This is a genomic window from Paenibacillus sp. FSL K6-1230, from assembly GCF_038002385.1.
Lineage (GTDB): Bacteria > Bacillota > Bacilli > Paenibacillales > Paenibacillaceae > Paenibacillus > Paenibacillus massiliensis.
Genome location: NZ_JBBOCK010000001.1, coordinates 4,444,904 through 4,471,604, shown reverse-complemented (window position 1 = coordinate 4,471,604; position 26,701 = coordinate 4,444,904). Strand labels below are relative to the sequence as shown.

Genomic DNA, 26,701 nt, shown 5'->3' with positions numbered 1-26,701 from the left:
CTGGCTTCGGAGGAGGACAGGAGTGGCATGAAGCATCATATACCAGAAGGCAAGTCGGACTTGCTGGCATGTGCGGAGACCTTTGGTACTCCGCTATATGTCTACGATACACAGGTGATTAATGAACGGATCAGGATGCTTCTGGATAGTCTGCATCCGTCTGTCCGACTGATGTACTCGCTGAAGGCGAACCCCAATCCAACGCTGGTGAGTCACATTCATCGACAAGGACTGGGGCTCGAGATCTGCTCCGCCGGAGAGCTGGAGACGGCTCTTGCAGCGGGTGCTACTCCTGATCAGATGATGTATGTAGGACCAGGTAAATCTTTGGGTGAGCTGGAGCGTATTTTGGACATAGGAATTCACTATATCATTGTTGAGTCACTTCAAGAGCTTCAAATACTGGAGCGACTTGCGGCAGAAAGGGAGCTCAGGGTGGGTGTGGGGCTGAGATTTAATCCACAGACCGCTATCCATGGTGCACGGTTGAAGATGGGCGGGACGGCTCGACAATTCGGCATAGATGAGACGCAGCTGGATGAAGCCGTTACCATGATTGCATTGTCGGAGCATCTCCGTCTATCCGGTATACACGCCTATTATGGTACCCGAATACTGAGCGCGCAGACACTGGCAGCGAATCTGTCATATGTGCTTGATTTTGCAGAACGATTCATGGTTGCTCATGCTCTGGAACTGGATTATGTAGGTGTGGGTGGTGGCTTCGGTGTGCCTTATTACGAAAATGAACAACCACTGGACCTGAAGGAATTCAGATCCAGAACCTACGGCCTGATAGATGCTTTCCGCTCACGTTATCCTGTTATCGAATTACTGGCGGAATCGGGTCGATTTCTGATGGCGGAGGCCGGGAGCTATCTGTCCAGCGTGAGATATACGAAGGAATCGCAGGGCAAGCAATTTGCCATTACCGATGGTGGGACGAATCATCACGCAGCAGCAGGAGGAGCAGGTAGCTTGCTTCGGCGGCATTTCCCCGTCTATGCCTGGGCACGGAATATGGCAGCAGACGAGGTGCCCGTAACCATCACAGGTCCTTTGTGTACGCCAGCTGATCTGCTGGCTGAGGATGTCATGCTGCCTCCACTACAGCCTGGAGACGTTATAGCCGTGCTGAATTCGGGAGCCTACGGGCTTACGATGAGCCCGGTTCTGTTCCTGAGCCACGGGATTCCCCGCGAGGTGCTGCTGCATGAAGGGGATGCCATCCTCATACGGGATCGGGATGAATGGTCCCTTCCTCGGATCAGGCTATTGCCACATCGTGAAGTGAGGACGTGTGTACCGGATGAAGATGGTCAGGAGCATACAAGCGAGTAAAGCCGAATAGGACGCCAACGATCGTCGAGAGCGTATGGGTTCGTACGAATTATGATATAGACATCAGACGGGATGCACGGAGATGAACAGGAGTGCATAGCCGTAGGAAGGAGGAGGACAGTGGAGACAGTACAAGCAGATATTGTTATTATCGGGGCCGGGCCTGCGGGAGCGAGCGCGGCGAATTTCATGGCACGTGCTGGTCAACGCACGATATTGCTCGACAACAGCCAGAGTGGTACCCATCATGCCTGGGTTGCCAACCATTATGGCATTATCGGCATGACAGGATATGACCTGTTCGAGACAGGAAAGCTGCAAGCACAGCGTAGCGGAGCTCAGTTGGAGGTAGCTGCTGTTGAAGCGCTGGAGGCAACGGGTGACGGCTTCATCATCCGCACCGAGCAGTCAGCCTATTGCGCTCCACGCGTGCTGCTGGCGACAGGAAAGGCTTATCAGCTTGCGGAGCACGCAGGAGTCGAACTGGTATCTGATAACAACGGAAATATGATAGTTAACACAGATGCCGAAGGACGAACCAATGTACCAGGAATTCGGGCAGCGGGGGTATGTACAGGCCTTAGTATGCATGTATCCGTTACCTCCGGGCACGGGGCCCATGTGGCAGTCACCTGGCTAGGTGATATTACCGGTCGTTCCTATCAGGACCACGATAACATGTGCTGAAGAGGTGATTAATAATGAGTCAGGCTATGACATTAAGCGAGGAGCAGAAGTCTTTTTTTGAACAAGAGGGCTATCTGGTGATCAAGGGACTATACTCACCTGAAGAAGTGAACGTACTCAATGAGCTCTACCATAAAATCTGGCTTCGGCTTATGGCCGGGGGGCATATTCAGCAAGCGCCCAATCGTCCGCTGAATAGTCTGTATCCTCGTTTGCGGGATTATCACAAAGACCATGAGGGAATCACTCGCTTTATCCTGAAGCCAGAAGCCATGGAGGCATTGGAGAGTCTGACTGGCGAGGAGATGCTTGCGTGTCAGACAAGCTATTATTTCAAGGCTCCAGGGGCAAGCGGGCTACCGCTTCATCAGGACAACTACAGTATTGGTGCCTATCCAGACACGACCTATGCGGTCTGGGTGAGCCTGGACCGCTCAGAGGAGAGCAATGGTGGCCTACATGTCGTGCCGGGTTCACATCGACTGGAGATCATTTCACCAGCAAATGTGCCGAAGACGGTGAATGCATATGGACTGCGTCTGGATCTCCCAGAGGGCTACAGCATTCGGCAGGTGGAGAATGAGCCGGGAGATGTCGTAATCTTCAACGGCAATATTCTGCATGGCTCCTCCCATAACGAGTCGGAGGACTTGTTCCGACGAGCGATCGTTACTCATTTTGCCCGGAGCAGTGTGGAGAAGATTACATTGAATTACAGCAATCTGGTGAACAAGCATGGCGTAAAGGTTCGGAGACGACTGAACTCAGACCCGCGAGTCGTGGAGACAAAGGAGACCCTCTTTGAATTTCGGGATGCCAAATTCTACGACCAGATTATTCATAGAGAATAGGCATGAAGCAGTCTACGTGGGATGTGAAAGCGTATTTAGCTATTCTGGCGCGACATGGTGACAGGACATGCTTCATACATGAGGGGGGGCGTGCCACCAGCTATAGGCAGCTTCTGGATGCTGTGGAATGGAACGCTGCAGCTTTGCGCAAGGCTGGCTGTGCTTCACAAGGGGGGGACAGCAATCATGCTAGTGTGGCGTTCGACGTCTGGCTTGGCTGGAGGGCGGTTCCATTGCTGCTGGCCATTTTTCTGGAGGGCTTAACGGCAGTTCCTGTTGATTTCGTGCGTAGTCCAGCGCAATGCCGCAGAATTCTTGGCAGTGTTCGCCCTGCGTTATATTTGCGTGATGAGCAGTTGGACGAGCAGGGTAAGCTACTCCTGCCGGTGTCAAGCCATTTCGGTAACAAGCATGGCTACTATGACTTGCAGCATGCAGATAGCAGTCTCGCAGCAGGGATCGCTATGCTGCTGTTCACTTCAGGCACAGGTGGACAGCCGAAAGGTGTAATGCTGAGCTATCGGAATATAGGGGGCAATCTTGCTGGTGTTTTGGATTATTTCAGACTGGGCCCAGAGGATCGCCTCGTCATGGTGCGTTCCCTGGCCCATGCTTCGGCGATTACTGGCGAGCTATTACCGGCATTGTATCATGGCAGCTCCATCCTACTGCGCGCCCATGAACGAGGCCCACTCGCCATTGTCAGGTCGGTACAGGAGCATGACGGGACGATTCTGTGTACGACACCATCCGTAGCTGCTGCTCTGGCTGGAAGAGCATCCCGATATGATACAGATACATTGCGGCGCATTGTGCTTAGCGGTGAGCTGTTGCTGCCAGCTCATGTAGACAGAATCAGGAGAGGCTTTCCAGAGGCTACGCTGAGTAATGCGTATGGACTGACGGAGGCTTCGCCAAGGGTGAGCTGCCTGCTGGACATCGCACAGTCTGAGTCACTGGCTTGCGTCGGCAAGCCGATCACGGGAGTTCAGATCCGGATTGAGCCGCCTGAGAATACTGTGACAGCCGCAAGCATGGGGGCGAACACGGGAGTGCTATGGGTATCTGGTCCAGGGGTTATGGCTGGTTATTTAGATGATAAGGAAGCGACCGACATCCGTCTCAGAGACGGATGGTTATGTACACAGGATCTGGCCTCTTGGCAGGATGGGGAGCTTCATGTGTATGGAAGGGCAGATGATATGCTGATCCGCTCGGGGATGAACGTGCATCCGGCTGAGGTTGAGTCGTGGCTGACAGGTATTGAAGGGATTTTGGAGGCTATGGTATTCGGGACTTCGACTCCACAAGGAACCCGGATTGTGGCTTGGGTGGTGGCGGAGCCTGGCATGGAGGCCAAGGAGATTTATCGGCTGCTGCTGCGTGGGGAAAGAGACGAGCGGCTGTGGCCTGACGAGCTGGAGCTGAAGAGTGAGCTGCCCAAGACGCCTTCTGGCAAGATAAGACGACCAGCTCGTCCATTCATTCAGGAAAGAGAGGTATGACATTGAGGGAACGCGAGCATTGGAATGCTTTTTTTGGTGAGGATTATGTCAGGTTCTCAGAGGTTATTCTGTCACCAGAGCGTACAGCCTTTGAGGCACAGCGCATTGTAGAGCTTTTGCAGCTCCCGCCGGGTGCAGCCATACTCGATCTTGGCTGTGGTCAAGGTAGATTAAGCATTGAGCTGGCTCGAAGAGGCTACCGGGTTACAGGGATTGATGCCTCAAAGGAGCTGCTTGAAGTAGCACGCAGGCGAACCGCTGAAGCACATCAGAAGGTAACCTATCTGGAGACGGACATGCGAGATCTGGATTTTACAGCGACCTTCGATGCGGTCATTAATGTAGGTACAGCCTATGGCTACATTGATGATGAGGCAGGGGATCAACTGATTCTGAGCAAAGTCTACACAGCGCTCAAGTCAGAGGGAGTATTTCTGCAGGAGACGGAGAACCGTGATTACAAGCTACAGGGTCTAAGAAATACATGGAACCACATGAATGGACGTCCGGTCTTCTCTGAACGAATCTTTAATCCTGTGAATGGACGCTGGCGTGAGCATATCTTCTGGTATGAAGGCGATCAGCAGCGCAGCTCCTTGCTGGAGCTACGTCTTTATAGCGCGACGGAATTGATTCGAATGATACGTACAGCAGGTTTGAATGTAGAGCAGGTCTATGGAGGATTCGATGCATCGGAGCTGACGGTGAACAGCCCACGGCTGGTTATTCTATCCCGAAAGGAGCGGGGACATGTCTAAGGAGCATACCATTATTCCAACGGCAGAGCGGCAATGGCATGAGGGAATCTACGAAAATACGGAGATGTGCTATCTGTGGGAGGAGGCTTCCTCCGAGCGACGTGCTTTTTTGCTCAAAATGAAGCCAGGCAGTGTTATACCGATGCATGATCATCCTCAGCGTGAAATCGCAATATTGCTTGAGGGAGATATGATCATGGATGATGGCCAAGTGATGTATGCGGGAGATTTTCTGACGGCGGGGCATGGTGAGCCCCACGAGGTAACGACCAAGACTGGCTGCATTATGTTCTTGTACATTGACTATGATGTAGAGACGAGACAGATTGTGAGCCGGGAATGAGCAGCATGATGATTACGAATGACAGTCGTACTTTATTTAACGATGTATATCATGCAGCCTATGATTTTGTCACCAGCTATACTGCCGGTCGGATTCGCGAGGAGTTAGAGCATGTAGGCCTACACGACACAGACACATTTTCCAGGGAGCAGGCCGAGCAGCAGCTTCGTTGTCTGGATTCATATCGGTCACTTGTGCACTGGGCTCTTGCCTTTCTGGTTCAGGAGGGACACTTGGTACGGGAGGGCGCAGAGCTCTATCGTTGGACCGCAGGCCGCCCATCAGGTCTCGACCTTCGGGAGCGGGACGTGCAGGCTCTGAATCTTCATATACAGCCGTCACTGACGATGATTGATTATGTGGCCTACCACTGGCTAGCCATATTGAACGGTGAGTCTCAGGTGATGCAGGTTATGTTTGGCGCGCAGGGCACCTCCCTGTGGGAAAGCTACTTCAATAATGCTCATGATCTGTACTCGGTCCACAATCAATGGGCAGCCGAATCCTTGGCAGACTGCATTCTTCCTGGTCATTCTCCGAAGATTCTTGAGCTCGGAGCGGGATACGGGTCTGCAGCAAGAGCCTTGGTCGAGGAGCTTCGTTTACGTCATCAGACCATTGCTGGCTACGTGCTTACAGATGTGAGCCCGCTGCTCGCAGGGAAGGCCAGACGGCTTCTAGCCCCCGAATTTCCCGAGATTCCATTCAGCTCTCGCAAGCTCGACATGAATCGTTTCTCCCCTGCAGATGAGGACTCATATGATTTCATCTACGCAGTCAATACCGTGCATTGCGGTAGCCCCCTATCGACTGTGCTTGGTCATCTGCGTGAGCTGCTGACAGACAAGGGTCAGCTCATCATTTCCGAGTGTGTAAGGGCAGATTATGATGTGCTGCTGCATCAGGAATTTTTGTTCTCGCTACTGCCGGGCTTCTATAAGATTACCGGAATGAGGGAGGGGACCCCTTGCTTCGGATTCCGTACTGCAGCGGATTGGGGAAGCCTGCTGATGGAGGCGGGGTACGCTCAAGTCAATGTTGAAGTGAACAGTGGTACGGCCATACGTGGTGCGATAATTACAGCACAAAAATAATGTCTACGCAGACAAAAGCACAGAAAATGACTCATTAGCAAACAGGGACACCCAACGTGGTGTCTTTTTTTTTCGACAAAATCTCCAGTATTCCTACGTAATTCCAATTGATGAAAATGGGAAAAAGCCGATTTATGGGTAAAAAAAGCCGAGTTACCTTGAGTGGAAAAATCTATCATTAAATTACTGGTACAACCACTATAAACACGGCAGGAGGGGAAGTTCTTTGGTTGTTGTATGGGATGTGGAGCAGTGTTCGGAAAGTAGCCAGATGATCGGCGCAGAACTGAATCAGTCTTGGGAGAATATACCGGTAAGGTATGCTGGATCGTGGGAGGATGCCAGTCGTATGGCAGAGGGTGGCGAGGCAGGGGCGCTGCTGGTGGTAAGCTCGGGGGATAGCTGGCCGCCAGGATTCCACTGGTCTAGTCTTCCTTCCCATCTGCCCAAGTTTCTGATCTCACAGGCAGACAAGCAGGCTCGATTCATCATCCAGCTATTGATGTATTATTTGGCCTCACTCCCCGGTTCGCAGGCTACAGAAGCAGAAGCGGGAGCCAAAGCTGATGATATCGACTGGAACAAATCCATCAACTATATTCAGGAAAATCTGGACAATAACGATCTGACCCTGGAAGAGGTCGCCAGACAGAACTATGTTTGCAAGTGGCACTTTTCCAAAATGTTCAAAAGAAAAATGGGCCTCACCTTCCGTGAATTTCTGATCAATGAGCGTATTAAGCTGGCTAAGGAAATGCTGATGACCGACCAGTCTGTAACAGATGTGTGCTATGCGGTGGGCTATGGAGATCTGACCCATTTTGGCCGTATGTTCCAAAAGAAGGTAGGCATGCCTCCCTCCCGCTTCAAACGAATGTACTGGAAGGCCGATCGGACATAGAGTACGGACGAGGCATTCCATACAAGCATGAACGGCATTCTTGCAGACAGGGATCGGAGCTGTACTCACGTAGGAATATTCCAGCATCTTCGTGTCCTGCGGGAAGGCTGCACATGACTCTATCCAATTGAGGAGTATTGTATGAAAAAAATAACAATATCCATCGTAATTGTGCTGATTCTGCTACTGGCAGGCGGCTACTGGTGGTGGACAAAGCCATATGATCTGCCTGCGATCTCTTCAGAAGCCTCGTGGGAATCCTTTCAGCTGGATTTTGCCAAGGAGACGCAATCTTACACGACAGCTCAACAGGATACAGTGGAGAGACCACAACTTCCGCTGCAAAGTGTGGAGGAGGCTGACCAGCTCTTTGCTTATGCTCTTACTGCATCTCGTAACAAGCAGTTGGAGCAATCGGAGATTGTGCGATATCTGAAAGAGGCGGTTGCCTATGATCCATCGAATGCTGCTTACTCCACTGCATTGCGACTGGAACTGATGGACACGGAGCGTAGCGAAGAATTCGTATCCTTCGTCGAGGGACTCAACGCTCAGGATGTGCCGCAGCTTGAAATCCAAAAATCTATGGCCATCATTGACAGGCTCCAGGACCCTTCAATCGGAACAGCAGTGCTGGGACAACGTTCATATGTTGCCATCGAAATACTCGATCGTGTGCTGGAGCGCAATCCGTATGACTGGATGGCTCACTATGCCCGGGGAATCAACAATCTCTATTGGCCTGTAGGGCTGCAGCGAATCGATCTGTCCATTCAGGACTTGTCCTTCTGTGTGGCTGTGGCGCGTCAATATGAGGGTCGTTCGCCGGAGTTGTGGACGAGAGCTTATCTTGCATTGGGTGATGCTTTGGTCAAGAAGGGGCAGATTACAGAAGGTATCAAAATCTGGGAGGAAGGGTACGAGCAGTATCCTGAAAATGAAGAGCTGCGCAATCGTGTAGAAGCAGGTGAGGATCAGGCTGAGGTGATTGTGTCGGCAGAACGGGGAATGGAGCAATTCGAGCGCCCTGCCCCGGATATGACGAATCTGAATGTGATCTGGGAGCAAGCCGAATCAGTGGGGACTCGCTAGGAAATGCATGCAAAGGTGGATGGTTCATGGATGAAGTAATGATTACAGGAATCGGCACACATACCTCGATCGGGCGTGATACGAGTGAGCTATGGGAGTCGTTGTTGGCGGGGAAGTGTGGTACGGAGCCACTCACCTTGTTCGATGTCAGCTCACATACGAATAAGATGGCTTGTCAGATCCGCCATTTACCTGCCCCCGAGCAGCAGAGCCTGCTCGATGGGGGTGGAAGAACTATTGGCATTTTTATGCCAGCGATAGAGGAAGCTCTACGTTCAGCAGGCCTAAGCATTGCAGACCTGTCTCGTTATCGTGTAGGTCTGTGCGTAGGTACAACGATGGGCGAGATTGAGCCGTTGGAGCAGGCTCTTCGAGGTGCGAATCCAGCAGTCCAAGGTGGACCGAGCCGGATTGCCGCTCATACCGCGGCGAAGCTGGGGCTTCAAGGACCGCTATGGACGTTCACAAATGCTTGTTCAGCCGGGAATTTTGCCATTGCCAAGAGCATGGATGAGTTAAGGTTCGGCCGGGCTGACATTATGATTGCAGGTGGAGTGGATTCGCTGTCGTGGGTGGCCTTTACGGGATTCTCCAGTCTGCGGGCGATGTCACCAGACTGCTGTCGTCCCTTTGACGTGAATCGCCAAGGGCTGATTCTCGGTGAGGGAGCCGGGGTGCTGGTGCTCGAAACGCGAGCGCATGCCCAGAAGCGTGGAGCTTCACAGAGGGCGCAGCTTCTGGGCTATGGACTGGGCTGCGACGCGCATCATATTACACAGCCTGATCCTGAGGCGAAAGGGGCCGTTCGGGCGATGCGGCAGGCGATGAGCGCTGCTGGTGTTCTTCCGTACGAGGTCACGCATGTCAGTGCTCATGGAACAGGTACGATGGCTAATGACCGAATGGAAGCCAAAGCGATTATGGAGGTGTTCATGGATAAGAATCGGGACGAACGGCTCACGGTCAATTCCATCAAAGGCCATCTTGGACATACGCTTGGGGCTGCCAGTGCCATCGAAGCTGTCATGTGTGTGAAGACCATAGAGACCAGCGCATTTCCACCAACAGCCAATACCGAGCACATCGATCCCATCTGCATACATGAGCAATTAACTATTAACAGGCAGGTACAGGAGGGACGTGTGGGCATTGTCATGTCCAATTCCTACGCGTTCGGAGGTATTAATTCTTCGATCGTGCTAGCTGCTCCCGAAAGGAGAACGACAGGATGAGCAATTCCGGCAAAAGCAGCTGCACGGAGCTACTAATGCTGAGCAGCGGGGCGGTGACCCCGGCGGGAGCCGGTACACGATTAGCCCAGCCATGGCTCAGGAGAGCCATGAACAATCCTACGCTGTCCCCACGGCTTGAACGAATTCCTGCTGAGGTGACTGCGATCAGACTGCCAGGAGTCCGGAAGTGGGGACGCCCCTCACGAATGGCTTATTTGGCTGTGGCGGAAGCCCTGAAGGGGATTGAGCTTGAATGTCCAGAACGAACGGGAATGATTATTGGTGGGGAGTATACGAATCTTGAGGCCATTCTTCAGCTCGATGAGGATGCAGCCTCGTTCGGAGTCAACGGCACCAATCCAGCTATTTTTCCAGAGACGGTTCTGAATGTCATAGGCGGGCACCTTGCGGCCCAGTTCGGCATTACAGGTGTCAATGTTACGGTGTCTAGCGGATCACGTACCGGGGTGCAGGCTTTTCAATATGCGGCAGATTTACTGCGGCTGAACATGGTAGACAGGATTGTCGTCTGTATCGTACACGTGCATATTCCTGACAAGCTGACTGATTATGTAGAACCCCCACAGGCTTCTGGCGAGTATGCTGCTGCCTTCCTGCTGCAGGCCCTTCCAGCTGAACGCAGCTGGAGAGATATGGCTAAGGAGACAGACATCGACGAGCTTCTCCTCGTACCGCGTTCGGGAGATCTGATGCTCTGTATGGCTGCAGAGGCTGAACAATTACGTGAGAACAATCGCCCATTTGGGATGAAATCAGAGCTTGAGGATCATCAGGTCAGGCTGGCTTATGCGGAGGGAGGTGGCCATGTTGTCCAACTCGTTGCACCCATCTCAGGCTTGGCCTGAGGCGGTCATTACAGGAACGGGCCTGCTAGCCTCAAGCGGCAGCACAGAGGAAGAGGTGTGGCAAGCGCTTCTGAGGGGAGACACACAGGCAGGGAGAAGAATCTATGCTACGGCTGGAATCGGTGATGAACTGGCGTATCCAGTCTATGGCATAGAGCAGGAACGATTACAAGCCCTGCTGCTGCCATCCGAGCACGCCGCGCTTGAGCGGTGGGGACTCGCAGAGGATGCCGATGTCCAAATGCTGATCGCCGTTATTCGTCAGGCGCTGGTGCATGCCGGGTTAGCAGCTGGGACCGACTCGCTTGCGTGGCCGAGGCCCTGCCGGGTGTCGTTAGTCATCGGACATGAGAATTTGGGAGTCACATCCTTGGCTGATCGTCTGCTAGGACAGACGGATACAACTCCTGCCTTTTCCAAGCTACAGCAATCGTTCTTTCATCTGCAGACCTTTCCGTACCTGTTCTATATCGCCCAATTGTTCGGGGTCGATGGCATGGCTTATACAGTCAATAATGCGTGTGCATCAGGGCTATATGCGCTAGAGCTAGGTCGCAAGCTGCTGCTCTCGGGCGACACGGATGTAGTCATTGTAGCTTGCTCGGATTATGCACATGTCACTGAATATCTGTGGCTTGATGAGAAGGGGGCTCTCTCACCGTCCGGAGCTCTTCGCCCGTTCGATACGAAGCGGGACGGGTCCGTGCTTGGTGATGGAGCAGGCGCACTGATCCTGGAGACAGCTGAGCATGCCAGACTACGTGGGGCGCTTCCGCTGTGCAGCTATACAGGAGGCTGTTTTGCGCAGGATTCATGGAGCATGACGCTGCCTGATGTTAGCAGACATACCTATGCGTCTGTTATTGAAGGGGCCGTGAGAAAGGGGAAAAGGGAGACGGTGGATCTGCTCATTCCGCATGGTTCCGGCAGCCGACTCTGGGATCGATACGAGGCTGCAGAAATCACCCTGGCCATGGACAGACTGGAACGAGACGTTCCCCTGATAGCAGCCTTTAAAGGAGGGCTGGGGCACACGCTGGGTGCCAGTGCGATGATGGAGCTGCTGCTTGGCATTCGTTGTCTGCGAGAGCAACTGGTACCTGCTACCGCACACTGTGAAATCGTCGATCCCAAGTTGGGAATGCCTGTTGTGCAGAGAGTCCTGCAGACACCACTGCAATCCATCATCAAGGCAGTGCCTGCTTATGGAGGTTTCCACGCTGCCTGCAGGCTGGAGCGATGGAGTTAGGAGGATGATATGAAGCAAGAGCAGAGCTTACAGATACGGAATTTCAAGGGCAGGACAGCATTTGTAACAGGGGGATCAAAGGGGATCGGAGCAGCTATTGTCCGCATGCTAGTCTCAGCAGGGGCACAGGTAGTATTCACTTATTCAAGTAATGCCGAGGCTGCGGAGTCCTTAATCGAGCAATGCGGCGGGCTGGAGAATGCAAGAGCAATTCGGGCCAATTTTACAGATTCGACGAACTGTGCAGCACTCCTGGAGGAGCTTCGGGGCTTGGAGCTGGATTACCTTGTTAACAATGCGGGCATGATTCGGGACGCTCCGCTTTACACGATGCCGCAGCAGAGCTGGCAGGATGTATTGGAGGTAAATCTGGGCGCTCTTTTTCCGGTCGTGCAGGCAGCCTTGCCTTCATTGACCCGCAAGCAGGGCAGTATCGTGAACGTGGCCTCGGTGTCGGGCTTAAGCGGTACAGCAGGGCAGACCAATTATTCGGCTGCGAAAGCCGGGGTCATCGGGTTCGGCAAGGCACTCGCCCGCGAAGCCGGTCCGCTGGGGGTACGAGTCAACACCGTAGCACCTGGCTACGTCGACACCGGAATGGTAGGTGATCTGACTGATCGCCGCAGAAAGGGAGTAACGCGCGGCATACCGCTTCGCCGCTTCGCGCAGCCAGAGGAGATAGCCCGGGTGGTGCTCTTCCTGTTGTCTGACGAGGCTTCTTATGTGACGGGTGCTGTACTCAGCGTAGATGGAGGACTTTACTAATCCAAGGAGGAATAGGCATGAATCAATCAGAGGAGAAGTTGAGGAGCAGACTGTACGAGCTGGCGCAAGACGTGAGCGGAGAAGGCGATCTCGGGCTGACGCCTGCCGAATACTTCGCGACTCCGCTCGGGGAGCTAGGGATCGATTCCTTATCAGCACTGGAGCTGTCAGTGTATCTGGAGAGAGAATTTGGCGCCCGAATTGAAGAAGATGAACTAAGCAGCATCCGAACGCTCGAAGACATTGTCGCTTTGGCCCAGTCCAAGGGGGTATGAGATGCGTGTGCAATGGCTGCGCCGGAATTACGGGGCTGTAGCGCGACGAATTCCGCTGCTGGAGACGGGGACGCCCCGTTTTGTAGATCGGTTCTCCACCATTCTGGGAGCCTTTCTGGAAGGCTACAACACCGTACTTGAAGAGGCGGAGCTGGACCCCGAACGTGTACGTACTCGGTTGGATGAACGGTTCAATGACTTTTACCGGGGCTTTGCCTATGAGGGCATGGGGATGGGGTTAGGTGCCCGCAGCCTGTTTCGCTTCAGAGAATTACGAGCCTTTGAGCATAATGCTGCCCAGGTGTCCAGCGCTTATCTTTACCAATACTACGTCGGATTGGGCTGGTGGCTGCTGACTCGCTACGGATATCGGGCTCAGGCTTATGAGCGTATGCTGGGGAGTCTTGATCCTCTGCATGGCCCGATCATCTTTGACGGAGTTGGCTTCCGAACGGGAATGGAGCGCTTCGCATCGAAGCCGCAGACGATCGCCCGCTTCGCTCGGTTTGGACCCGTTGGCGAGACCGTATGCTATCAAGGCCTGGGACGCTGGTTATGGTTCCAATGCGAATTCAACCCCATGAAGCTAATGCAGCAAGTGGATAAGCTACCCTCCGAGCATCAAGCCGATGCCATGAGTGGAGCAGGACTGGCGGCAGCCTACAGCATGTTCGACGACATGGAATGGACCTGCGCTCTGTCTGCTTACATCCCTGAAGAGCTGCGAGCAGGCTTTGTTCAGGGGCTATCCTTCGGCTGGGAGGCGCGTAGGCTCCAGACGCCAGACTTCGAGCATAGGGTAGCTGCTCTGACGGCCTCCTCACAGGCACAGATAACCGAGGCGATTCGGCTGGTGCATGAAGTGAAGGCGAGCGTTGAGGATAGGATTCAACAGCGGAGCTTGGCAGGAGAGAACCCCTATGTGCACTGGATTCAAGGAGTAAGAAGTAAGCTGAGCTCAGTTTCGAATGGACAAGGAGCACTTTAATACCGTGCTTATTTCGAACTAGCACTGGTTCATAGTCAAGTGTAGCAAGCGATTTAATATTGAACGATTCAAAAAGCCCAAGTGCTCAATGCAGCCTCACACGAGCAAATTGAGCCAAAGGAGGATCATTGTGCGGAGAACTTTCACGATGTCATGTGTGTGGATCATGTTGGCGGGTGCAGCTTTAAGCGGCTGCGCGGCTGGTGGGTCCCAAGTAGCCGAATATGGCTTCAGCTATGAGGATGTCACGAAGCAGGCAGGGATCGACTTCAAGCATGAGAAGGCTGTATTCGACTCCAAGGTCGAGCATGTGATGCCCTGGCTGGCATCGACAGGAGCGGGAGTGGCTGTCGAGGATTATGATGGCGATGGTCTGATGGATATTTATTTTACCAGCTCCGCCCGTGGCAGCAAGAACGCCCTTTATCGCAATAACGGCGATGGTACCTTTACGGATGTAGCCGAGGAACTGGGTGTTGCTGACGTCAATCAGACTGGGGTATCGGAGACCGTGTTATGGCTGGATTATGATAACAGTGGTTATCCCAGCTTGCTAATCGGCAAATGGGGGGGACCTGTCCAGCTATTCCGCAACAATGGAGACGGTACCTTCACGGATGTATCCGAGGAGAGTGGAGTCAGCAACATTATGGGCAATTTTGCCAAAGTTATCTCGCTGGACTATAACCGGGATGGGTATCTGGATGTCTATCTCGGTGGTTACTTTCATGAAGACCATGATCTGTTCAACCTGACCACCACCAAGATTATGCATAATGATTTCGAAAAAGCACGTAACGGCGGGACGAACATCATGCTGCGCAACAACGGGGACGGCACCTTTACAGATGTAACGGAGGAGACAGGTACTGGTGATACGGGCTGGACGCTAGCTGCCGGGGCTGCAGACCTGAATAACGATGGTTGGCCTGATATCTATAACGCTAATGATTTTGGTCCAGATGTGCTGTATCTCAACCGCGAAGGAAAGGATTTCGAACGTATTATTCAAAAGCGGGGAATCGGCGATGACACTTACAAAGGGATGAATGCAGATTTCGCAGACGTCTTCCACGACGGTAATCAGGCTGTCTATGTATCCAATGTAAGCAAGTCCCGTTATATTCTGGAGGGCAACCAGCTGTGGCAGGCCAATGCTGACGGCAAATTCGTGGATCGTGCAGAGGAAATGGGCATCAATCTCGCAGGCTTCTCTTGGGGAGCACGATTCCTGGATGCCGATAACAGTGGGAATTTCAGCCTGATGGTGACCAATGGCTTCATCTCGGATAGCACCAAGCGTGACTACTGGTTCGACCTTGGAACCCTTGCGACTACGCCTGGTACGATTGTAGAGGATACGAAAAATTGGCCGCCATTCAAAGACAAGAGCCTGTCGGGCTATGAGAAAAAGCTTCTGTTCTGGAATAATGGCACGACGATGAAGGACGTCGCTCAGGATGTGGGCATTACCTTTGATCTGGATAGCCGTGGCGTTGCTGTCGTAGATCTATGGAATCGCGGAACGCTCGATATGGTATTTGCCAATCAGGGTGCGGAGCAGAAGCTCTACAAGAGTCATAATGAGACGGGGAATCACTGGATCAAGCTGGATCTGGAGGGTACCTTCCCGAGCAATCGGGATGCTGTAGGAGCGAAAGCTATCTTTGAAATTGGAGGCATCCGTACTGCCATTGAACGAGATGGTGGCAATTCTCACGGAGCTCAGAGTGATCCGAGAATTCATTTTGGCCTAGGTGCTCACACCAAGGTGGACAAGCTCACTATTCAATGGCCAAGTGGCCGAGTACAAGAGCTGGAGAATGTGGAGGCCAATCAGATTCTGAAGCTGACAGAGCCGGATACTCCTATGGAGGATACGCTACAGCCCCGCGCCACGAATTCAGATCCAAGCCATGGAGAGGAGAATACAGGCCAATGAGTGAGCAATTACGCATTGGGATCATCGGGTGTGGCAGAATTGCTGTTACCCGGCATATTCCTGAGCTGCTCGCCCACCCACGGGCTGTCCTCACGGCATTGTGTGATACGCGCAAAGCAAGGGCTGCGGAGCTTGCTGAGCGATATGGTGTGACAGGTGTCTATGATACTGCTGAGGAGATGCTTCGGTCTGCTGCCTTGGACGCGGTTATCATCTGCACCCCGAATTGGCTGCATGCAGCAGATGCGGTGCATGCATTGCGCAGGGGACTGCATGTGTTCGTGGAGAAGCCGATGGCTGTAAGTCTGGAGCAGTGCCAGCTCATGATTGAGGAGGCCGAACGTGCAGGCAAGGTGCTGGCGATCGGACATAATCAGAGGCTGCACCCGGTATTTCGAAGAGCCAAGGATTGGCTGGATAGCGGCCGGATCGGCAAGGTCACACAAGTGATGACTCAATTTCAGCATGGCGGGCCAGAGCTGTGGAGCGTAGATGGCAGTGAGAGCTGGTTCCTGAATGGCAGTGAGACAGGACTTGGTGTGCTCGGGGATCTCGGCATTCATCGTCTGGATATGCTGCGCTGGATGCTGGCAGATGAGATTACAAAGGTGCATGCCTTGACCTCAAGCGTAAGGGGCATATCAGGAGTGAATGACAGTGCGGCATTGGTGCTGCAGACTGCGGCAGGAGTGCTGGGCACCGTACAGGTTAGCTGGAACAATCCGCTACAGGAGCACAGGACTGTTTTTTATGGAACGAAAGGCACGTTGTTGTTCGGGGAGACAATGGATTCGATTACGATATCGGATATGGACGGCAGTGTTGTAACAGAGACGGTCGCGCTCCCTCTCCGGAAGGACGGGGGCATGGAGTCGGGCATGGTAGACGACTTCATTCACAGTATTCTGGAGGATAGAAAGCCTGCTGTTAGCGGACAGGAAGCGTATCAGAGCATGAAGGTATTGTTTGAGGCGTTATCTGTAGGCCAGTAATCTGGCGAAGGAAGATTCGACTTAGGCAGGGGCTCCGTACGGGAGTCCTTGCTTTTTTAGCTACATAGACTTTGTGAATGTATATACATACTTGTAAGTAGAGGAAAACTATGGTAAATGATCATTAGAAGGAAAAATTCGAACCCAGTCATAGGATGGATCGGAGGGGGCAGAGCATGAGTCGGACGGAAGAATGGATGGCAACCTACCATGAGCATATCCGAAGGTATAGCCTCTCTGTTACTGGAGGGAGTGGCGACGCCGAGGATGTGTATCAGGAGACGGCACTCCGCCTCTTGCGGGCACTCAAGCAGGACAGCAGCAGAGCTGTTACGAAAGCCTTCATTTACCGGATTACCAAAAGTGTGTGGATTGATATGTGCCGCAAGCGCAAGCTGAAGGAGGTATCGCTGCACATGTTGCCTGAGCATCAGCTTCAGGGAGCACAGATGGCTGATGGCATGGAACTGCTGGAGACGTTGGAGCTGCTTGCCAGTCGCTTGTCTCCCCGTTATCTGGTGGTGCTGCTCCTCATGGATGTATTTCATTTCACGGCAAAGGAGACTGCTGGACTAATCGGAGGTACCGAAGGGGCAGTGCATATTACCCGCAGCCGCGCCAGACATAAAATTCAGATGTTGCAAGCCCGCGCGTGTCAGGGAAATCTGGATGTTGCGCCCATATCGAAGGCTACGCTGTTGGAGCGGGATGCTTTCCAAACTATTGTTGAAGGCTTCCGACGGCGAGATGCACAGCAAATTGTTAATGCATTTTTACAGATATCCTCGCAGGACAGCTTCCTCAGACAGATGCGGGTGGGGGCTTATCGACTATCATTCGCCTTCGAGGACCCTGACGGGAATGTATGTATGGTCTCATCCAGATAAAAAAAATATAAAACAGGTGTATATTTTTCGTGTATACCTACGTTAATTCATCGCACCCGTATTTAACGGGGTATAATCGGCAGGAGCCGAGTATTTTCGTCGAAAGAGAGGTGAGGTTTGGCGTGGCAGAACGTAGAGCACTAGTAACGAGAATTGATACCATCTTCATCCCGGTGACGGACCTCAAGCGATCAGCTGAATGGTATGAGCAATTGCTGGATTTGGATCGGGTCTACGTGACACCAGATACCAACTATATCGGCTTTCGATTCAAGGAAGCTGGTCCGCAAGCGACAGCTCTTACGTTGTTCCGGTCAGAGACAATCCCGCAGTGCAAGCACGCTGCATTCAATTTGTTCACGTCGGATGTAGAGGAAGCCCATCGGATTTTCCAGGAGAAGCAAGTGAAGGTAACCGAGGTGCACGATGAGGCTGGCATGCAGTTCTTTGATTTTTGGGATCTGGACGGCAATTGGGCACAGTTGATTTCATTTCCGGAGTAATGCACAAGACATTTGGATAGGAGGAGATTCATTTGATCACAAGCGAAGATGTAGAGATCAAGAAGCTGGAGGGCTTCAAGGCGGCTGTACTGACCGTGGAGGCCCCCTTCGCCAAGCTGGGACATGAGGTTCGTAGACAGTGGAAGCGTATTGAGGCCGTGCTACCTGACGAACACCCCCTGCGCCTCGATGCTGAGATCGGATATGTATTTTCTCCGCAGTGGAACACGGATGAGGGTGACGGTACGATGAAAATTAAGGTCGGTGTCAAGGTGTCTCATGATACTTCCTTCCCGGATGCTGTAGAGCTTCTGGAGGTACCCACCCGTGAGTATGTAATTCTTCGGTTCGAGGGAGATCGTGAGCGCCTGAACACGATCTATCAGGATTTATTCGCCTGGATTGCCGGCAGTGGCTATAAGGCTATATCGGAAGAGGGAGTATACTGGATTGAGGCCAATCGCTTGCAGCCTGTAAATCCTTTCGACATTGCACCAGAGGAAATAGATAGCTTTGACTATGATATCTGCATTGCTGTTGAGCCCGCTTGATCGTTGTTGGTACCTTGCTAACTGCAAGACCAAAAAGGATGCCCCGAAGTCGTACAAGCGGGGCATCCTTTTGTTGTAGTCATGATAATGCCAGCTGGCATGGCCAAGAGCCTGCATGAACCTAGCATCATCGGATATTCATGATATATTTTTATTTATTGATAACATTTGCAACGGTTACTTCAGGATCAACCTCGGCCTCATAATCTATACCATCGATCTCGAAGCCGAACAGTCGGAAGAATTCACGGCGATAGCCTTCCAGATCAGTCTTGTCATAGATGTTGTCTGTATCCACTGTGGCCCAGAGCTGTGCTACCTCTTCCTGGACATCAGCGCGCAGCTCCAATTCATCAATTCGGATGCGTCCCTTCTCATCGACCGGAGTTCCGTCTGCAGCATACAGGCGATCTGCGAATAGACGATACATTTGCTCGATACAGCCCTCATGAATCCCCTTCTCCTTCATTACACGATACAGTGCGGAGATGTAGAGAGGAACGACTGGAATCGCCGAGCTGGATTGAGTAACCAGTGCCTTACAGACAGCAACATAGGCGCGTCCACCAATAGAAGAGAGCTTGTTGGTCATTGTAAGAGCTGTAGCTTCCAGATGGTCCTTGGCTCTGCCGATAGTTCCGTCGCGGTAAATCGGCTTCGTAATCTCCGAACCAATGTATGAATAGGCAATGGTAGTGGCGTTGTCTGCGAGCACTCCAGCTTCGAGCAAGCGGTTAACCCAGTCCTGCCAATCCTCACCGCCCATGACAAATACAGTATCCTCAACCTCTTGCTCCGAAGCGGGCTCCAAAGTAACCTGGCTTACTTCTCCGGTATGGAAATTAACCGTTTTGTTCGTGTAGGTCCCATTGAGTGTCTTCAGTACGGAAGTCTTGGTCTCGCCTGTAGCTGGATGGGTACGGCGAGCTGTAGCTACACTGTATACCACCAGATCAACCTGGCCCAGCTCACGACGAATCAGTTCAATCGTTTCAGCCTTCAGCTCAGCTGAGAAGGCATCTCCTGTAATACTGTAGGATTTGAGGCCAGCTTCCTGAGCTGCCTCTTCAAAGGCAGCCGAATTGTACCAGCCAGCAGACGCTGTGCGCCCCTTGCCTGCGGAGCTTTCACGATAGACGCCAATTGTATTTGCATTAGCCCCGAAGGCCGCTACAATGCGTGAGGACAGTCCATAGCCTGCAGAAGCTCCGATGACCAATACATTTTTCGGTCCGCTAATGGCTGGCTGGGATTGTACATATTGTACCTGCTCGCGTACTTGCTGAGCACATCCGACTGGATGAGCCGTTGTGCAGATAAAACCTCTGGTTCTTGGTTTAATAATCATGTGTATTCATTACCTCTCTTCAGATCCGAAAATTGTACAAGCGAAAGCGTGAAGTCTGATTCACAATCTCTTTCTAAACCATCATTGTATTCTTAGATGTACTATCCTATTTTAACGATTTTTTTGAAAAACGAAAACCTTGTGTCTCCATTCAACCGGATTTAGTCATTATTTGGTTGGTGAGCACATGATGGAGCTGTTATTTCTGAATGTGTTTTTAAGTGTTAATAAACATGACGTGAATATGTTACATGTCAAAGATTGTTTTGACGTTCATAGGGATTATTGTATAGAATGTAAGAGATCGTGCAATGTATCAGATAGGTATCATCACCTAATATTTGGTTTATTTGCAGTTGTGCGACTGTCAATCCGTTGTTTTTATTATTTTTTATCCACTGTTTAATTCTTGACGTCAGGTCAGAGAGTGGGTAGAATAAATTAAATAATTGTGCAAGTTGTGTCTATATAACTGTGAGCAGCATGCACAAGCATCAGTGGAGCTGAGTCATCTTGTAATCGCAAGAAAAACAACTGCTTAGGGCGGTCTATCTTCTTACGCAAGTACGTCGATTGATGTTTTTCTTTAGATTATACAACCTAACAGCTTTAGCAGAGCTGGTCATTGTATAATCGCAAGAAAAACAACTGCTTAAGGCGGTCTATCCTCTACGCAAGTACGTCGATTGATGTTTTTCTTTAGATTATATAACCTAACAGCTTTAGCGGAGCTGGTCATTGTATAATCGCAAGAAAAACATCCGCTTAAAGCGGTCTATCTTCTACGCAAGTACGTCGATTGATGTTTTTCTTTAGATTATACAACCTAACAGCTTTAGCGAAGCTGGTCATTTGTATAATCGCAAGAAAAACAACTGCTTAAAGTGGTCTATCTTCTTACGCAAGTACGTCGATTGATGTTTTTCTTATTAAATAATGAATGTGAGTGATATAACATATGAGTCGTCTTTTGGAAGTTAAGGATTTAGCTATATCATTTAAGACTCGTGGCGGCGAGCTGCAGGCGATCCGCGGAGTCAGCTTTTACGTGAACAAAGGGGAGACACTTGCGATCGTAGGTGAATCCGGTTCAGGCAAGAGCGTTACCTCACAGGCCATCATGAAGCTAATCCCTGAGCCACAAGGAATGTACAAGCGTGGACAGATTATGTTTGACGGTCAGGAAATCATTAAGAAGAATGACAAGCAGATGCAGAGCATTCGTGGTAATGAGATCGGCATGATCTTCCAGGATCCGATGACCTCTCTGAACCCGACAATCAAGGTAGGTAAGCAGATTACAGAGGTGCTGTTCAAGCACAAAAAAATGAATAAAGAAGCAGCGCGCAAGCGGGCCATTGAGCTGCTTGATCTGGTAGGTATTCCATTGCCAGAGCAGCGCTTCAATCAATATCCGCATGAATTCAGTGGCGGGATGCGTCAGCGCGTCGTTATTGCAATGGCACTGGCTGCTGACCCTAAGCTGCTGATTGCGGACGAGCCAACAACGGCTCTTGACGTTACAATCCAAGCTCAGATTCTGGAACTGATGAAGGATCTGCAGAAGAAGATTGGGACAGCCATTATTTTCATTACCCATGATCTTGGCGTCGTAGCGAAAATGGCAGACCGCGTAGCTGTTATGTACGCTGGTCAGATTGTCGAGACCGGAACAGTACAGGAGATTTTCTACGATCCGCGTCATCCATATACATGGGGATTGCTTGCATCCATGCCGCACCTAGACAGCAGAGGCACCAAGCTGACTGCGATTCCAGGTACGCCACCAGACTTGTTACATCCTCCTAAAGGTGATGCATTTGCGCTGAGAAGCTCCTATGCTATGAATATTGACTTTGAGAAGGAGCCTCCTTTGTTCAAGGTATCGGATACACATTACGTGAAGTCCTGGCTGCTTCATCCGATGTCTCCAGCGGTAGAGCCGCCAGAAGTCGTGAAGACTAAGCGCCGTGATCTGGAGCAGAATTATGCTGAGCCTGTCATGGTAGATGCTTACGAGCTGTAAGACAAACGGATCATGATGTAAGGTCAGACTGCTGGGGATAGCAGCTCCTGACGGCATTGTATCTACAGAATGCGTTTTGTTGAAATAATTGAATAGCAACAGCGGCCTATGAGCTCATAAGGTTGCTGTGTCTCGGGTGGTGTACTGTCATAACGACGGTGCACCACCTTTTTTTTCATTTTTTGCTATCCGTATATATGTAATCATACATGTAATGATCTCATCGTTTGCAGATGCAAGCGAGCTTTGTGCCGGACATGAGTAGGAAAATGAACAACGAAAAGTTAAAATAGAATATAGTTCCATCGCGATTCACATTCACTTGTTGACATGAAGGCTATATGGCTAATCATATTCTGAACAGGGAGCGTGAGGACAATGGCAGCATTTGCTAACAAAATAGGAGTCATCTCGGACAGCTTCGGTCTAGGGGTGTATCAGGATTTGCTTGAAGCCCGGAAGCTAGGAGCGGAGGGAGTTCAGATCTGGGCAACCCAAGGGGAAATGGACCCCGTACAGATGACAACGGACCGGCGCAAGGAACTGCGCCAATATGCTGCAGGGCTTGGCCTGGATATCTCTGCATTATGCGCCGATTATGGGGGCTGGGGCTTTCGACATGCTGCGGACAATCCGCGCCGAATTGAGCAATCCAAGCGGGTCATGGAGCTGGCGCTTGACCTGGATTGCCGGATCGTGACGACCCATATTGGCATTATTCCCAAAGACACGAATCATGATGAATATAAAGTGCTTCAGGAGGCATGCAATGAGCTGGGACGCGCAGCTTCGGATCTTGGGGGATATTTTGCGATTGAGACAGGACCCGAGCCTGCCGACCGATTGAAGCAGTTCCTGGATTCATTGAACACACCTGGTGTTGCGGTGAATTTTGATCCGGCCAATATGGTGATGGTGACGGGCGATGATCCCGTCCAAGGCGTATATAGCTTGAGAGATTATATTGTTCATACACATGTGAAGGACGGTATTCGAATAAGGGAAGTTGATCCTTATGAGGTATATGGGGAGTTAAGTCATGATCAGATCGCGACAATGGCTGAGACAGGAGCTGGCTTCCGGGAGGTTCCGCTGGGGGAGGGGACGGTTGATTTTGCAGCCTATTTTGCAGCCTTGCAGGCGATTGGATATACCGGATATTTGACGATTGAGCGGGAAGCAGGACAGCAGCCGCATATCGAGCTTGAGGCTGCCATCCGTTTCGTTCGCCGCTATCGCGGTGTCTAACTACACGCGCCCCTCGCCTATACCTCATTCCAGATCCGGCGAACGTTGGCCATGCCGATCCTGGAGCCTGTGCGACAATCCTCCATCCCTTCGAATTCGAGGGACAGATAGCCGTCATAGCCTGATTGCTTAATAGAGCGCAGCACCTCTCGCAGATCCAGATCTCCATGTCCGGCAATAGCCCCTCTCAGATAATTGCCGCCAGTGGTTCGGAACCAGCCTTCTCCAGGGCCGTCTGGTGAATCTGCATGAGCAGGACGAAGATAGAAATCCTTGATGTGAATCATAGATGCATAGGGAAGATTATTGCGCACAGCAACCACCGGGTTCTCGTCGGCACACATGAAATTGCCAATATCCAGTGTTGTCTTGTAATTGGGTTCCTCCACCGCTTCGACCAGTGCCTGGACACGATCACTATGCTGAATGAAGTATCCGTGATTCTCTACACTTGTAGTGATTCCGAAGGCAGCAGCATAGCGTGCTACCGTGCGGCAAGCGTGGGCCAGGCGGTCGAGCTGCCTGTTAAAATGTCCAATAGAGACATCCTTACTGGAGGCCACATCATGTCTCATAAGCTTGACACCCAGACGAGCGGCGATATCCACTTGGCTCTTGACACGCTCAATTTCCGCCTCGTAAGCGTCATCATGGTCTGTCAGGAAATTGGCTCCGATCGCATAGTTGGATATCTCCAGCCCGGCGGCAAGCGCTTGAGAGCGAATCCGATCAATTAGTTCGGGTTGCTCTGTCAGATCGAAGCCGAGGGGCACAATTTCGATATGCTCACTTCCGAGCTCAGCTGCGTAATCAATGAAGCCGACGATGTCCATTTCACCCTTGCGCAGTGCGTTATACAGGCTATAGCTGCTTAATCCAAGCTTCACAGATGTACCTCCTTTCCAAGCTGGGCAGATGTGTAGACGGCATTAAGAATTTTCGTAATCGCCACACCATCCTCAACAGGACTAAGTGGCTCCTTGCCTGATTGGATGCATTCGATGAAGTGCGCAATTTCATTCGCAAATGCGGTGTCCACCTGGAAAGTCGCACTATCTGTCTGTGGATGAATATTTAGAATCGTGTTATTTTTCTCGGAGACCATCACCAGCTGAGGATCAATCTCCAGCCCCCCTTGATCTCCATATAGCTTGACTGAGCTTTCGTTACGCTGTGCATGGAGTGAGAAGCTAACATCGACGAATAGAGACGCGCCGTTCTCGAATCGGATTAAGGCATTGGCCATATCCTCAACGTTGTTCTTACTAGCGTCATAGTCTGCAGCCTGGTAACGGGAGAGGTTCGCGATATGTGCGCGATTGCCTAAGCGGTAATAGGTGTTGCCGCTGACGGATACGGCTCTGGGGCGGCCCATCATATACCAGCATAGATCAATGACATGCACGCCAATATCAATCAGGGGGCCTCCGCCCGAGCGATCTACATCACTGAACCAACCGCCGGGATTCCCCAATCTGCGAATGGTTGATGCCTTGGCATAGTACAGTTCTCCGAATTCTCCAGCCTCGACGAACGAACGGAGCATTTGAACATTGGGATCATAGCGTCGGACGAAGCCAACCTGCAAAATGTTGCCGGAGCTGCGAACTGCCTCCTGTATACGAATAGCCTCATCAACGGTGCGGCATAGCGGCTTCTCGATGAGTACATGCTTGCCCGCCTCTAGTGCGGCGATGCTAATCTCGGCGTGGGTGCTGTTCCAGGTGCAAATACTGACGGCATCTATAGCGCTGTCAGCCAGCAACTCCCGGTAGTCAGTATAAGCCTTCGTAGCGCCGTTCGCCGTGGCTGCTTGCTCCGCTCGTGCTTTGTTGTTATCGCAAATGGCCTCGATGACGACGTCCGGATGATTACGGTAGGGTCGAAGATGGAAGTCGGATATACTTCCTGCTCCAATGACACCGATATGTACTTTTTTCAATGGAACCAGCTCCTTTCGGTATGCTTGTTGCTTCAAATGTAGACATAAACGATGTACAACTCCATGAGGATTGACTTCATTGTAGCGGGAGAGCATTCTCTAGGCTATGTAGCCGTGTGCTGTTTATTTGAATAATTGTGCGCTTCAGGAGGGATGGACGTGAGCAGAATGACAGCGTTACGAGAAGAAATGGATATGCCAGATCCCCATTTTCCAGCCAAGCTTAATTCACTGCGTTACGATACCAAAGGACAGGTTATATTCCAGCACCACTGGCATGCCCATCTGGAGCTGCAATATTTTGTATCAGGGGAAGCGGTTATTGAATGTAATGGGGTACCTCTGCGTGTAAAAAGCGGGGATCTTGTCGTGCTAAATAGCAATGATCTGCATATGGGTGTCTGCCAATCCGACGAGCTGGCATACCATGTGCTCATTGTGGATATTGCGCTGCTGCATAGCCTGTCGCCAGACGCCATTGAGACCAAATACATAGCCCCGATCGCCCGGAACCAGATTCTGTTCCAGAACCGGATTGAGCGTGATGCCAATCTGAACCGATGCATGGATGCCATGATTGGGGAGTTCAGAGAGCAGGAGCCGGGCTATGAGCTGTCGATCAAGTCGTCCTTGTATCGCCTGCTGACCTTGTTGGTTCGTAGCTATGTCACCGAGTGTAGTCAGCTCCCGCAGCATGAGACTCGAACGAGGAATCTGCAGCGCTTCGCTCCGGTATTCGACTATATTGACGGGCATTTGGATCAGGAGCTTACGGCCAGCGAGCTCGCTGACCTGATCGGGCTGAGCCGTTATCATTTCAGTCGCCTGTTCAGCAGCCTGACGGGCAGGACGATCTCGGAGTACATCAATCAGCTTCGCATCAATAGATCCGAGCAGCTGCTACGTCATTCCAATATGACGGTCTCCGAGATTGCCTGGGCCATTGGCTTCAAGGATGTGTCCTACTTCAGCAGGACCTTCAAGAAGTACAAATCGCTGTCCCCCTCTGAGCTTAGGACAGAGCGTTAGCTTTACATTACACACTACACACTACACACACACTACACACTACACACTACACACTACACACTACACACTACACACTACACACTACACACTACACACTACACACTACACACTACACACTACACACTACACACTACACACTACACACTACACACTACACACTACACACTACACACTACACACTACACACTACACACTACACACTACACACTACACACTACACACTACATACTTCACACCAAACATCATATTCCCAGACCTCTTAGTACCTTGACCAGATTTGAACAGA

At 51.4% G+C, this 26,701-nt stretch carries 26 protein-coding genes; 23 read left to right on the top strand and 3 right to left on the bottom strand.

Features of this window, described 5'->3' with window-relative positions; all coding sequences use genetic code 11:
* Positions 1-27 precede the first annotated feature (27 nt).
* The 20 genes from MKX74_RS19595 to MKX74_RS19500 all read left to right on the top strand — a co-directional run bounded on the left by MKX74_RS19595 (position 28) and on the right by MKX74_RS19500 (position 18,822).
* Positions 28-1,341: a diaminopimelate decarboxylase gene (locus MKX74_RS19595; RefSeq protein ID WP_341179533.1), complete on the top strand. Its 1,314-nt coding sequence runs from the start codon at positions 28-30 to the stop codon at positions 1,339-1,341.
* Between the two features lie 120 nt (positions 1,342-1,461).
* Positions 1,462-2,028 (top strand): FAD-dependent oxidoreductase, encoded by a 567-nt coding sequence (locus MKX74_RS19590; RefSeq protein WP_025680064.1) that lies wholly within the window; start codon positions 1,462-1,464, stop codon positions 2,026-2,028.
* A gap of 14 nt (positions 2,029-2,042) precedes the next feature.
* Entirely contained in the window at positions 2,043-2,879 is an 837-nt protein-coding gene (locus tag MKX74_RS19585; protein ID WP_341179532.1) for a phytanoyl-CoA dioxygenase family protein, read from the top strand.
* Positions 2,880-2,881: 2 nt separating this feature from the next.
* A complete protein-coding gene (locus MKX74_RS19580; protein ID WP_341179531.1) occupies positions 2,882-4,384 on the top strand; it encodes a class I adenylate-forming enzyme family protein in 1,503 nt (500 codons plus the stop codon).
* Entirely contained in the window at positions 4,381-5,142 is a 762-nt protein-coding gene (locus MKX74_RS19575) for an SAM-dependent methyltransferase (RefSeq protein ID WP_341179530.1), read from the top strand. Before MKX74_RS19580 ends, MKX74_RS19575 begins: the two co-directional genes overlap by 4 nt.
* On the top strand, positions 5,135-5,485 hold the full coding sequence (locus tag MKX74_RS19570; RefSeq protein ID WP_341179529.1) for a cupin domain-containing protein: 351 nt from the start codon (positions 5,135-5,137) through the stop codon (positions 5,483-5,485). Before MKX74_RS19575 ends, MKX74_RS19570 begins: the two co-directional genes overlap by 8 nt.
* A gap of 5 nt (positions 5,486-5,490) precedes the next feature.
* Positions 5,491-6,579 (top strand): class I SAM-dependent methyltransferase, encoded by a 1,089-nt coding sequence (locus MKX74_RS19565; protein ID WP_341179528.1) that lies wholly within the window; start codon positions 5,491-5,493, stop codon positions 6,577-6,579.
* A gap of 226 nt (positions 6,580-6,805) precedes the next feature.
* Complete coding sequence (locus MKX74_RS19560) at positions 6,806-7,480, top strand: helix-turn-helix domain-containing protein (RefSeq protein ID WP_133569524.1); 675 nt, start codon at positions 6,806-6,808, stop codon at positions 7,478-7,480.
* A gap of 141 nt (positions 7,481-7,621) precedes the next feature.
* Positions 7,622-8,572, top strand: coding sequence for a hypothetical protein (locus tag MKX74_RS19555; RefSeq protein WP_341179527.1), 951 nt, complete (start codon positions 7,622-7,624; stop codon positions 8,570-8,572).
* 26 nt (positions 8,573-8,598) lie between these two features.
* Positions 8,599-9,804, top strand: a complete 1,206-nt coding sequence (locus MKX74_RS19550) for a beta-ketoacyl-[acyl-carrier-protein] synthase family protein (RefSeq protein WP_341179526.1) — start codon at positions 8,599-8,601, stop codon at positions 9,802-9,804.
* A complete protein-coding gene (locus tag MKX74_RS19545; RefSeq protein WP_341179525.1) occupies positions 9,801-10,670 on the top strand; it encodes a beta-ketoacyl synthase N-terminal-like domain-containing protein in 870 nt (289 codons plus the stop codon). Before MKX74_RS19550 ends, MKX74_RS19545 begins: the two co-directional genes overlap by 4 nt.
* Positions 10,630-11,919: a beta-ketoacyl synthase N-terminal-like domain-containing protein gene (locus MKX74_RS19540; RefSeq protein ID WP_025676722.1), complete on the top strand. Its 1,290-nt coding sequence runs from the start codon at positions 10,630-10,632 to the stop codon at positions 11,917-11,919. The genes MKX74_RS19545 and MKX74_RS19540 overlap by 41 nt, the downstream gene beginning before the upstream one ends.
* Positions 11,920-11,928: 9 nt before the next feature.
* Positions 11,929-12,684, top strand: a complete 756-nt coding sequence (gene fabG, locus MKX74_RS19535; protein ID WP_341179524.1) for a 3-oxoacyl-ACP reductase FabG — start codon at positions 11,929-11,931, stop codon at positions 12,682-12,684.
* A gap of 17 nt (positions 12,685-12,701) precedes the next feature.
* Complete coding sequence (locus tag MKX74_RS19530; RefSeq protein WP_018884930.1) at positions 12,702-12,959, top strand: acyl carrier protein; 258 nt, start codon at positions 12,702-12,704, stop codon at positions 12,957-12,959.
* Position 12,960: 1 nt separating this feature from the next.
* Positions 12,961-13,947 (top strand): DUF1702 family protein, encoded by a 987-nt coding sequence (locus MKX74_RS19525; RefSeq protein WP_341179523.1) that lies wholly within the window; start codon positions 12,961-12,963, stop codon positions 13,945-13,947.
* A gap of 130 nt (positions 13,948-14,077) precedes the next feature.
* Positions 14,078-15,889: a CRTAC1 family protein gene (locus tag MKX74_RS19520; protein ID WP_341179522.1), complete on the top strand. Its 1,812-nt coding sequence runs from the start codon at positions 14,078-14,080 to the stop codon at positions 15,887-15,889.
* Positions 15,886-16,881, top strand: a complete 996-nt coding sequence (locus MKX74_RS19515) for a Gfo/Idh/MocA family protein (RefSeq protein WP_341179521.1) — start codon at positions 15,886-15,888, stop codon at positions 16,879-16,881. Before MKX74_RS19520 ends, MKX74_RS19515 begins: the two co-directional genes overlap by 4 nt.
* 176 nt (positions 16,882-17,057) lie before the next feature.
* Positions 17,058-17,768: an RNA polymerase sigma factor gene (locus MKX74_RS19510; protein ID WP_341179520.1), complete on the top strand. Its 711-nt coding sequence runs from the start codon at positions 17,058-17,060 to the stop codon at positions 17,766-17,768.
* A gap of 122 nt (positions 17,769-17,890) precedes the next feature.
* A complete protein-coding gene (locus MKX74_RS19505) occupies positions 17,891-18,271 on the top strand; it encodes a VOC family protein (protein ID WP_341179519.1) in 381 nt (126 codons plus the stop codon).
* A 32-nt stretch (positions 18,272-18,303) separates the two neighbouring features.
* Positions 18,304-18,822, top strand: coding sequence for a GyrI-like domain-containing protein (locus MKX74_RS19500; RefSeq protein WP_341179518.1), 519 nt, complete (start codon positions 18,304-18,306; stop codon positions 18,820-18,822).
* Between the two features lie 151 nt (positions 18,823-18,973).
* On the opposite strand, the gene fabV is transcribed toward MKX74_RS19500, so the two are convergent.
* Positions 18,974-20,170: an enoyl-ACP reductase FabV gene (gene fabV, locus MKX74_RS19495; RefSeq protein ID WP_341179517.1), complete on the bottom strand. Its 1,197-nt coding sequence runs from the start codon at positions 20,168-20,170 to the stop codon at positions 18,974-18,976.
* A 958-nt stretch (positions 20,171-21,128) separates the two neighbouring features.
* On the opposite strand from fabV, the gene MKX74_RS19490 reads away from it, so the two are divergent.
* The gene (locus MKX74_RS19490; protein WP_026281112.1) at positions 21,129-22,196 is read left to right on the top strand and encodes an ABC transporter ATP-binding protein; all 1,068 of its coding nucleotides are present in this window, start codon (positions 21,129-21,131) and stop codon (positions 22,194-22,196) included.
* 378 nt (positions 22,197-22,574) lie between these two features.
* Entirely contained in the window at positions 22,575-23,444 is an 870-nt protein-coding gene (locus tag MKX74_RS19485; RefSeq protein WP_341179516.1) for a sugar phosphate isomerase/epimerase family protein, read from the top strand.
* Positions 23,445-23,461: 17 nt separating this feature from the next.
* Here the strand turns inward: MKX74_RS19485 and MKX74_RS19480 are convergent, their stop codons facing one another.
* Together MKX74_RS19480 and MKX74_RS19475 are read right to left on the bottom strand one after the other, a co-directional pair.
* Entirely contained in the window at positions 23,462-24,331 is an 870-nt protein-coding gene (locus MKX74_RS19480) for a sugar phosphate isomerase/epimerase family protein (protein ID WP_341179515.1), read from the bottom strand.
* Entirely contained in the window at positions 24,328-25,386 is a 1,059-nt protein-coding gene (locus MKX74_RS19475) for a Gfo/Idh/MocA family protein (RefSeq protein WP_341179514.1), read from the bottom strand. The genes MKX74_RS19480 and MKX74_RS19475 overlap by 4 nt, the downstream gene beginning before the upstream one ends.
* Before the next feature lie 168 nt (positions 25,387-25,554).
* On the opposite strand from MKX74_RS19475, the gene MKX74_RS19470 reads away from it, so the two are divergent.
* Positions 25,555-26,415 (top strand): helix-turn-helix transcriptional regulator, encoded by an 861-nt coding sequence (locus MKX74_RS19470; protein ID WP_341180615.1) that lies wholly within the window; start codon positions 25,555-25,557, stop codon positions 26,413-26,415.
* Positions 26,416-26,701: the final 286 nt, after the last annotated feature.

What these genes read in the sequence shown, in the direction of transcription:
- MKX74_RS19565 (WP_341179528.1), top strand. Translation starts at nt 5,491, where the DNA reads ATGATGATTACGAATGACAGTCGTACTTTATTTAACGATGTATATCAT.
- fabG (WP_341179524.1), top strand. Translation starts at nt 11,929, where the DNA reads ATGAAGCAAGAGCAGAGCTTACAGATACGGAATTTCAAGGGCAGGACA.
- MKX74_RS19540 (WP_025676722.1), top strand. Translation starts at nt 10,630, where the DNA reads ATGTTGTCCAACTCGTTGCACCCATCTCAGGCTTGGCCTGAGGCGGTC.
- MKX74_RS19585 (WP_341179532.1), top strand. Translation starts at nt 2,043, where the DNA reads ATGAGTCAGGCTATGACATTAAGCGAGGAGCAGAAGTCTTTTTTTGAA.
- MKX74_RS19470 (WP_341180615.1), top strand. Translation starts at nt 25,555, where the DNA reads ATGACAGCGTTACGAGAAGAAATGGATATGCCAGATCCCCATTTTCCA.
- MKX74_RS19485 (WP_341179516.1), top strand. Translation starts at nt 22,575, where the DNA reads ATGGCAGCATTTGCTAACAAAATAGGAGTCATCTCGGACAGCTTCGGT.
- MKX74_RS19580 (WP_341179531.1), top strand. Translation starts at nt 2,882, where the DNA reads ATGAAGCAGTCTACGTGGGATGTGAAAGCGTATTTAGCTATTCTGGCG.
- MKX74_RS19570 (WP_341179529.1), top strand. Translation starts at nt 5,135, where the DNA reads ATGTCTAAGGAGCATACCATTATTCCAACGGCAGAGCGGCAATGGCAT.
- fabV (WP_341179517.1), bottom strand. Translation starts at nt 20,170, where the DNA reads ATGATTATTAAACCAAGAACCAGAGGTTTTATCTGCACAACGGCTCAT.
- MKX74_RS19595 (WP_341179533.1), top strand. Translation starts at nt 28, where the DNA reads ATGAAGCATCATATACCAGAAGGCAAGTCGGACTTGCTGGCATGTGCG.
- MKX74_RS19515 (WP_341179521.1), top strand. Translation starts at nt 15,886, where the DNA reads ATGAGTGAGCAATTACGCATTGGGATCATCGGGTGTGGCAGAATTGCT.
- MKX74_RS19530 (WP_018884930.1), top strand. Translation starts at nt 12,702, where the DNA reads ATGAATCAATCAGAGGAGAAGTTGAGGAGCAGACTGTACGAGCTGGCG.
- MKX74_RS19510 (WP_341179520.1), top strand. Translation starts at nt 17,058, where the DNA reads ATGAGTCGGACGGAAGAATGGATGGCAACCTACCATGAGCATATCCGA.
- MKX74_RS19545 (WP_341179525.1), top strand. Translation starts at nt 9,801, where the DNA reads ATGAGCAATTCCGGCAAAAGCAGCTGCACGGAGCTACTAATGCTGAGC.
- MKX74_RS19490 (WP_026281112.1), top strand. Translation starts at nt 21,129, where the DNA reads ATGAGTCGTCTTTTGGAAGTTAAGGATTTAGCTATATCATTTAAGACT.
- MKX74_RS19575 (WP_341179530.1), top strand. Translation starts at nt 4,381, where the DNA reads ATGACATTGAGGGAACGCGAGCATTGGAATGCTTTTTTTGGTGAGGAT.
- MKX74_RS19550 (WP_341179526.1), top strand. Translation starts at nt 8,599, where the DNA reads ATGGATGAAGTAATGATTACAGGAATCGGCACACATACCTCGATCGGG.
- MKX74_RS19555 (WP_341179527.1), top strand. Translation starts at nt 7,622, where the DNA reads ATGAAAAAAATAACAATATCCATCGTAATTGTGCTGATTCTGCTACTG.
- MKX74_RS19525 (WP_341179523.1), top strand. Translation starts at nt 12,961, where the DNA reads ATGCGTGTGCAATGGCTGCGCCGGAATTACGGGGCTGTAGCGCGACGA.